The organism is Pseudoalteromonas sp. G5_S1_54_S4 (assembly GCF_054968565.1).
Genome location: NZ_JBQKUL010000081.1, coordinates 1 through 7,897 on the forward strand (window position 1 = coordinate 1; position 7,897 = coordinate 7,897).

The window sequence follows — 7,897 nt, forward strand, 5'->3', positions numbered from 1 at the left end:
TTAAAATACCGTAACGTAGAGCCTTTCTTATTGGGGTTATTAGCAATTCACTCATTGGTTATAATAATGCACACATCACAAATTTATCTGCAGGTACAAAAAGCCCTTAATCACTATATAGAAAACGGGCAATTCACATTTACAGTAGCCTTATCTGGTGGGGTAGACTCGGTGGTGCTATTGCATATTATGCATGGGTTAAAACAGCAGTACCCGCAATTAAATTTAAGTGCAATTTATGTAAATCATGGCTTAAGTGATAACGCCCATCACTGGCAGCAATTTTGCCAAGCACGCTGTGAGCAGCTTTCAATTGATTTTAAGGCGGTAAACGTCATTATTGAGCCGAAATCGCGCACCAGTATTGAAGCGCAGGCTCGCGAAGCGCGTTATCAAGCGCTTGATGAACACAGCCCAAGTGATAGTGTTATTTTGCTAGGCCAGCATTTAAACGACCAAGTAGAGACATTTTTACTTCGTTTAAAGCGCGGCTCAGGCTTAAAAGGGCTCGGCGCTATGCAGCAAACTCGCGTGCTTGAAAGTGGCCGTGAGTGCTATAGGCCATTACTTGCGGTAAAACGCAGCGACATAGAAGCGTTTGCGCAGCAATTTAATATTAGCCATATTACTGATGAATCAAACTCCAATGAACGCTTTGATCGTAATTTTTTGCGTCAACAAATCGTGCCCAAGTTGGCAGAGCGTTTTACTGGGTTTGAGCAGTGTACAGCACGCAGTATTGAGTTATTACAGCAGCAACAAACACTACTTGATGAATATACCCAGCAAGATCTCGCACAGTGTATTAACCAACATCAGGCGCTCAATATACAAAACATGGCTCATTACAGCGCTATTCGCATTGCGAATCTTCTGCGCGCATGGCTGGCTTTATTTACCCATACCATGCCTTCGCAAAAACAGTTAATGCAAATAATGAGTCAGGCTATTCATGCACAAGCTGATGCACAAATAAAAATTGAGCTAAGCGATGGGCAAATACGTCGCCATCAAGGTTTACTTTATTTTGTGCAGCCGACGCCTTTAGCAGTAAATATTGAACGCGTAACAAATCACGAATTAGTGCTGAATGACGGACAAATACTACAATGCCTGCAGGGAGTGGGTATACGCGCCCCTAAACCTGATGAACAAGTCAGTGTTCGTTTTAACTGTAATAGTGCGCGTATTAAACCACTCAAAAAACCAGGCAGTAATAGCCTTAAACATTGGTTTAAAGATGCAAAAGTAGCGCCTTGGCTACGTGCTGATATTCCATTAATTTTTTACAATGATGAGCTAGTTCAAGTGGTTGGTTATTTTGTTAGTGATAACCATAAAGATGAGAATGGAGTTATTTGGGAGTATAAATCATGAGTCAACAACCTCATGTTGGGCTGTCGCTTATAAATAAGGCACCTACTGGCATATTAATTACGCTATTGATTGCGGTTTTAGCGAATGTATTTTTAACCCTTAATATAATTACACTAGGCTACGCTGTGTTGGGCGGTATGGTATGTGCCGCCATTTTACTTGCCTATTGGTTAGGTAAGGGGGGCGTATTTTTCATTCTAGGGGTGAGTATGCCCTTACTGTTAGTGCTTTTTACACCGCTTGCGACAATTGCCGCATTGCTTAATTTACTCAGTGGCTTCTTTTTTGGCTTTTGCGCCATGTTGCTCATTTATAAGTACGTGATATTAAAAAAGTAGCGTAAAAAAGCCCAGCGGGGGAGGCTAGGCTTTTTAAAAATAATGCGCTTTAATTACTTAATAGGCTTTTGCGCAGTTTCGCCCAGATGCTTTTGCTTTATATAAGCCTTTATCTGCGCGAGAAAATATCTCGTTCTGGCAATCGTCGCTATTAGTCAGCGTAAAACCAATACTGGCTGTGACGTTGTATTTAGACATAATCGGTGAGTTTCTGACTAAACGCATAATACGTTCAGCCACCACTTTATTGGTGGTAAAAGCCGGGTCTTCGATTAATATTGAAAACTCATCGCCACCAAAGCGAAATACCGAATCAGTCCCCCTAATACTACTAGATAAAACCGCAGCAAACTCGATTAAAACGTCATCGCCAATTTTATGACCATAGTTGTCATTTACTTGCTTAAAATTATCTAAATCAAGCAGCATTAAACTAAACGAATGACCGTTACGTCGATGATTTTCAAGCTTTTGTAGCAACATGTCATTAAATTGGCTACGGTTGTTTAATCCGGTTAATGAATCTTTTGTGGCTAGCCTTAATACACGGTTATACATAAGCGCATTGCGCAATGGATAAATTAGTACACTATGAAAGTGTTGAAGCTTTTTCTCAATAGCCGCACTAAGCGGATACTTTGTATAATAAGTTAATGTGCCTAAGTACTCATTTTCAACTTTTAAATCAAACGAGTACGCTGGATTTTCAACATCACTATTGGGTGTTTTTACATCAATACTTGTTGCTTTAAAATGCACACCAGAAAAATTAAGCAGTTGTTTTGCAAAATTTGCAAACGTTCCTAAAATATCTTCTAAAACTAAGCTCGTTTGCAGTTTAGCTGCTAGCTCATGCAGTGCTGTCGGTGTATTGCTATTATATTGCTCTGCTGAGAACGGCAAAAATTCGCCGCGACCAGAGATACGTTGTGTCAAAATATGAACGTTTTCCACTATTTATTCCCCCTATAGTATTACTTTTTATAACTAAGCAGGTTATATGCCATATTTACATTCTGGCTGAAACTTATACGGTTGCTATAGTTAAGTTACATTCCATTAATTGCTTATAAGGATTGCATTGCAAAATATTAATGTTCAGGTTTTTGGACTTTTAGTTGCTGCGGTTCTATTTGTATGGCTATTTAAGCGAATAGGGCTTCCCCCTGTATTAGCTTATTTAGCGGTAGGTTTACTAGCTGGTGGTCATGGCGTTGGTTGGATGGCACAAAGCCATGAAATGGACTTTATTGCTGAGCTGGGTATTGTGTTTTTGTTATTTAGTTTAGGGCTGGAGTTTTCTGTATCGCGCTTAATGGCAATGCGAAATATCGTATTTGGCTTAGGCTCATTGCAAGTCATAGTCAGCAGTATCTTGCTTATTTTAATCCTTTATTTATTAAATTTTAGTTTATTAACTAGTTTTACCATCGGCATTATTATTATGCTCTCCTCTACGGCAGTGGTTGCTAAATTATTAAAAGAGAGTGGTGATTTAAATAAACGCCGAGGGCAATTGGCAATCGGTGTTTTACTATTTCAAGACATTGCGGTTGTGCCGTTACTCATTATTTTGCCTTTATTTGCCAGCAGTGATCCAAATAGTATTGGTTGGGCATTGCTGTTTGCGCTGACTAAAGGCGCGTTTGTGTGTGTATTGCTATGGGCTATTGGCAAGTGGGTTTTGCCCAAGGTGTTTAAAGAAGTGGCACTAGCACGAAGCGATGAGCTGTTTGTATTAACCACGTTATTGGTGTCCTTGTTTGCCGGGTTACTCACATACTCTTTTGGTTTATCGATGGCATTAGGGGCTTTTTTAGCAGGCATGATGCTAGGGGAGAGCCACTATCGTCATCAATTAGAGACCGATATTCGCCCGTTTCGCGATATTCTCATGGGGTTATTTTTTGTAACCGTGGGGATGCAGTTAGACATTGGTTTTGTTGTTGATCATGCGGGTATTATTATTGTTGCCTTGATGGGCATCTTAATCTTAAAAATTGCCGTAGTGATGTTATCTTCTTTATTTATGGGAGAGCGAAAACAAGATGCGTTAGCGTGCGCTATAATGTTGTGGCAAATGGGTGAGTTTGGCTTTGTGTTAATTGCACTCGCTGCACAGCATAACTTGCTGAGCGTTGAGCAAGTATCATTTTTAATTGCCATGGGCGTAATTTCTATGGCGCTTACGCCCTATTTAATTGATAAAACCCCTTTTATTTTAAAACGACTAGGCATGTTAGAGCGCGCAAAGTTTGCCTTTGAAGACGAGCTTCAAAGTAGCACGCTTTATCATAACCATGTGGTGATATGCGGTTTTTCTCGAGTAGGACAAACTATTGCCCGCTTTTTATCCCCAGAGGCAATTGATTATGTGGCAATAGAGAGCGACCCCATTTTAGTACAAGAAGGAAAAGCAGCGGGCGAGCCTTTAATATTTGGTCATGTTGAGCAAAAAGATATTTTAAAGTGTGCGGGGGTAGAGCGAGCGCGACTAGTCATTATTACTTTTACCGAATTTCAACAAACTCAAATAGTCATTAATGCCATAAAACAGGTTGCTCCTAAGGTAAAAATACTCATAAGAACCCGTGACGACAGTCAGCTAGAGCGTTTAAAAGATTTAGGCGTCACTGAGGTTGTTCCTGAGGCATTAGAGGCAAGCTTAATGCTGGTCTCACATGTGTTGTCAATGTCTGGTGTGCCAATGAGCCGTATTATTCGCCGTGTTAGTAGTGAGCGACGAAACCGTTATAAATTATTGCACAGCTTTTTTGCCGGCGAAAATATTGACAGCGATACCAACTTGCCAGAGCGTTTAGAGTATTTACATGTAATAGCCTTACCAGATAAAGCATTTGCGGTTAATAAAGCAATTAGCGAACTCAATCTAGCAAAAAGAAAAGTGCTAATTAAGGCGCTTCGCCGCGAGGGCGAAGAAATAGACACACCACAAGAACACACAATATTGTATGCTAATGATATTCTAGTGCTGCAAGGTAAACCATGGCGTGTAGAACGTGTTGAGCATTATTTACTTGATGGTATAGAGTAGCCCATCAAGCAAAAAAACTTACTCTAGCTCTAAGAACTTTCTGATTTCAGGGAGTTGTTTCATACCATCGTCGTATCCGATTTGAATTAAATGCTGAGTGTAGCGTTTTTCAAATAACAAATAGCTGGTCAAACTCGACTGAGAGCGCTTTTTTACCCCGATCATACGTAATAAAACTTTTATCGCCCAAGGCATATCATCGTAATACTGCGCGGCAATGGCATTGAAGTTTTGCGATGGATTAATAATAAAGCTATCTATTTGTTTCAACTCTTGATGCTTATGCTTATTGGGCAGTAAACCGAGTGTGCGGTTTATTCTGTCCAAGCGCTCTAGATCAGATTGCATAGTGTCGGTAAATACACTGTCGAGTAAATGCCCTGCCACGGCCGAAAGCCCCGGGAAATGTGCAGAGTACCCTGGAAGATGTGGCTCTTTGGGTTGATCAACCCCAATAATAAATATTTTACTTGCCCCTAAGTGAATAGAGGGACTTAAAGGTGAAAGCTGATGTATTGAGCCATCGCCAAAGTAATGGTTATAAATATTCACACTTGGAAACACCATAGGAATGGCACTTGAGGCCATTAGGTGTTCAACATTGATACGAGTAGCGCGTCCTTCGCGCTTGGCTCGTTGCCAAGAATGCTGCGTATTTGACTGAAAAAAAGCAACAGAATCGCCAGTAGTATAACTGGATGCAGTGATAGACAGCGCCTCTAAATAGTCACGGTGTAAATTACGCTCAATACGATGTAAATCCAGTATATCGTTTAACAGTTTTCTAAGTGGTCGGTTATTTAACAAGCTTGCTGGTGGATGGTTTATATGCTCTGACTGGAAACTGGTTAAAATATTACGGGTAATATGACCAAACACACTTAAAAAGTCGCTTTTATATACCATCGAAGTTGAAAAGTTTTTCCAAACTGTTTCTAGTTTTCTTACCGCTAAATGCATACATGAGGCGTAACATGCTAAGGCCGCAGAATTAATTGCACCGGCAGAGGTGCCATTTATCACTCTAAAGGGGAGCGGGGCGGTTCTGGGCATACTTTGCGCTAACGCTTTCAAAACACCCACTTGATAAGCCGCTCGGGCACCACCACCTGTTAGTAATAAGGCAATTTTAGGTTTACTAGGATCGACTTGCTTAATTTTCATGTTAGGTATTTAAACTGTTCGCTGTCTTTACTTTATTTATTCACTGTAAGTCTTTAAGCTAGAAGAATCAAAGGATATGTTAGAGTCTATTTATCTTTCGAGGTTGAATTTTTAGCAGTGTGTTTGTTTTTTTAGGCAAGGCAGAGCCTATGTATTGTGGTTACTTCCCATAAATAGGCGATAACGTAGCTTAAAAACCAAACATCCTCTGCCCAAGGGTCTGAACAAATTTTAATCCTGAAAGGTCAACAGACCCTACTTATTAATGAATATTAGTGTAAGTTAGGAATTAAATCTGTTTAGAGTACTCTAAACGGTATCGCATTTTTATATTTATGGAGTTCGTATGTCAGATAAACCATCAGAATCAGATGTTCAAAAACGTCCACCGAATAACAACCTTATCTTCGCAGGGGTTATTTTATTAATCATTATTATTGCCGCCGCGTTTGTATTATTAAAACCAAGCGAAGCCCCAGAAACAGTTATGCAGGTTGAAGAACCCATAAAAGAGCAACCCGTTATGGAGCTAAAACCTGAAAACGACCCAGTGGTGGGGGCGCCATCGGTTAAGCCAGAAAAACCTGAAGAGCTAGCGGTGCCAACACAGCGTCCAGACGTTGAGCCAGAGCCTGAGGTTGTACCTCTACCAACATTAAATGACAGCGATCCTGTCGTGGTTGCAAAATTAGATGAATACTTAGGCGATGCGGCAATGAGCCTAGTGTTAAACGATGATGTTATTCGTCGTGGTGTGGTGTTTATCGATAACTTAGCAAAAGGTAAGGTAGCTAAGAAACATACCCCAGTTGTAAAGTTAGAAGAAGGTTTTAGCGTAAACGAAGGCGATATTTTAACCATTGATCCTAATAGCTATGAACGCTACACCCCATATGTAAAAGTACTAACAAGTATGAGTGCAGCACAAGCTGTTCGTTTATATGAAGAATATAAACCGCTAATCAACAGTGCATACACTGAAATTGGCTATGGCGATGATGAGTTTACACAAACACTTGAAGATGCCATTGACTTGCTACTTGATACTCCGGAGCCAAAAGGCAGCTTACCTTTATTGCGTGACTCGGTTACTTATCAGTATGCGTTTTCTGAGTGGGAGCAATTACCCGCTGCACAAAAACAACTTTTACGCATGGGCCCAGAGAACATGAAAAAGGTAAAAGCAGCGCTACGTAATATAAAAGCGCAGTTAGAGAGTAATTAATAACCGCTTTAATAACTAAATACCCTGCGATTGTATATGAAGTATGCAATCGCACTTTCTTTTTTGATTATCCCTTGAATAACAGAGCAAAAGTAGAGATAATCTCAATCGCGCCAACCAAGGCCCTCAATGGTAGTCTTATTGGTCCTCTCGCAACACTAGCAGGCGAACCTGGTCAGGCCCGGAAGGGAGCAGCCACAGTTTGTGACGTGTGTGCCGAGATGTGGCTGGTAAGACTGCCACCCAAATTCCTCATTTGGGTGTTGTTTGAAGTATAAGTTGACATATTTGTACTGAAAGATGGCATAAATTGGAAGTATAAGGTGGCATAGTCTAGTATTTAACCAAATGGTTAGATGGTTGACTCACATGTACAGAAGAAAACTCAAACACTCCCGTGTTAAAAACCTCCATAAATTTGCTAGTCAAAAAAATAAATCTACCTGTTTAGTCGAATCCTCTTTAGAGTTTGATGCCTGTTTCCATTTTGAATTTTCACCATCAATAGCCGCATTTGAAGCACAACCACTCGGTTACGAATATGAGTTTGATAACCGTACTTGCCGTTACACACCTGACTTTTTACTTACCCACACAGACGGCACGCAAAAATTTATAGAAGTAAAACCACAAAGCAAAATTGCTGACGAAGACTTTCGTGCACGTTTTATTGAAAAGCAAGCCATAGCTAAGCAAGATGGACGCGACTTAATACTGGTTACTAATAAACAAATCCGT

The 7,897-nt window shown here is 40.4% G+C and carries 7 protein-coding genes and 1 other RNA gene; 6 read left to right on the plus strand and 2 right to left on the minus strand.

The window, feature by feature from the left end:
• Window positions 1-66: 66 nt before the first annotated feature.
• Window positions 67-1,377, plus strand: coding sequence for a tRNA lysidine(34) synthetase TilS (gene tilS, locus ACTRWE_RS18440; RefSeq protein ID WP_462880462.1), 1,311 nt, complete (start codon window positions 67-69; stop codon window positions 1,375-1,377).
• Entirely contained in the window at window positions 1,374-1,715 is a 342-nt protein-coding gene (locus ACTRWE_RS18445) for a hypothetical protein (protein ID WP_028834056.1), read from the plus strand. The genes tilS and ACTRWE_RS18445 overlap by 4 nt, the downstream gene beginning before the upstream one ends.
• Window positions 1,716-1,772: 57 nt before the next feature.
• Here the strand turns inward: ACTRWE_RS18445 and ACTRWE_RS18450 are convergent, their stop codons facing one another.
• Window positions 1,773-2,669 (minus strand): GGDEF domain-containing protein, encoded by an 897-nt coding sequence (locus ACTRWE_RS18450; protein ID WP_008467488.1) that lies wholly within the window; start codon window positions 2,667-2,669, stop codon window positions 1,773-1,775.
• A gap of 127 nt (window positions 2,670-2,796) precedes the next feature.
• Between ACTRWE_RS18450 and ACTRWE_RS18455 the strand changes: the two genes are divergently transcribed.
• Window positions 2,797-4,770 (plus strand): monovalent cation:proton antiporter-2 (CPA2) family protein, encoded by a 1,974-nt coding sequence (locus ACTRWE_RS18455; RefSeq protein ID WP_462880459.1) that lies wholly within the window; start codon window positions 2,797-2,799, stop codon window positions 4,768-4,770.
• A gap of 18 nt (window positions 4,771-4,788) precedes the next feature.
• Here ACTRWE_RS18455 and ACTRWE_RS18460 read toward each other — a convergent pair whose 3' ends face one another.
• A complete protein-coding gene (locus tag ACTRWE_RS18460; protein WP_462880460.1) occupies window positions 4,789-5,934 on the minus strand; it encodes a patatin-like phospholipase family protein in 1,146 nt (381 codons plus the stop codon).
• Window positions 5,935-6,280: 346 nt separating this feature from the next.
• Between ACTRWE_RS18460 and ACTRWE_RS18465 the strand changes: the two genes are divergently transcribed.
• From ACTRWE_RS18465 to ACTRWE_RS18475, 3 genes are all read left to right on the plus strand, one after another.
• On the plus strand, window positions 6,281-7,159 hold the full coding sequence (locus ACTRWE_RS18465) for a DUF3014 domain-containing protein (protein WP_262975945.1): 879 nt from the start codon (window positions 6,281-6,283) through the stop codon (window positions 7,157-7,159).
• Window positions 7,160-7,298: 139 nt separating this feature from the next.
• Window positions 7,299-7,395, plus strand: an RNA gene (gene ffs, locus ACTRWE_RS18470) — signal recognition particle sRNA small type.
• A gap of 133 nt (window positions 7,396-7,528) precedes the next feature.
• Window positions 7,529-7,897, plus strand: a 369-nt coding sequence (locus ACTRWE_RS18475; RefSeq protein WP_462880461.1) for a Tn7 transposase TnsA N-terminal domain-containing protein, incomplete at its 3' end; no start/stop codon positions are given.

Bases quoted from the DNA above. Each gene is read 5' to 3' on its own strand.
- ACTRWE_RS18445 (WP_028834056.1), top strand. From the start codon at position 1,374: ATGAGTCAACAACCTCATGTTGGGCTGTCGCTTATAAATAAGGCACCT.
- tilS (WP_462880462.1), top strand. From the start codon at position 67: ATGCACACATCACAAATTTATCTGCAGGTACAAAAAGCCCTTAATCAC.
- ACTRWE_RS18465 (WP_262975945.1), top strand. From the start codon at position 6,281: ATGTCAGATAAACCATCAGAATCAGATGTTCAAAAACGTCCACCGAAT.
- ACTRWE_RS18460 (WP_462880460.1), bottom strand. From the start codon at position 5,934: ATGAAAATTAAGCAAGTCGATCCTAGTAAACCTAAAATTGCCTTATTA.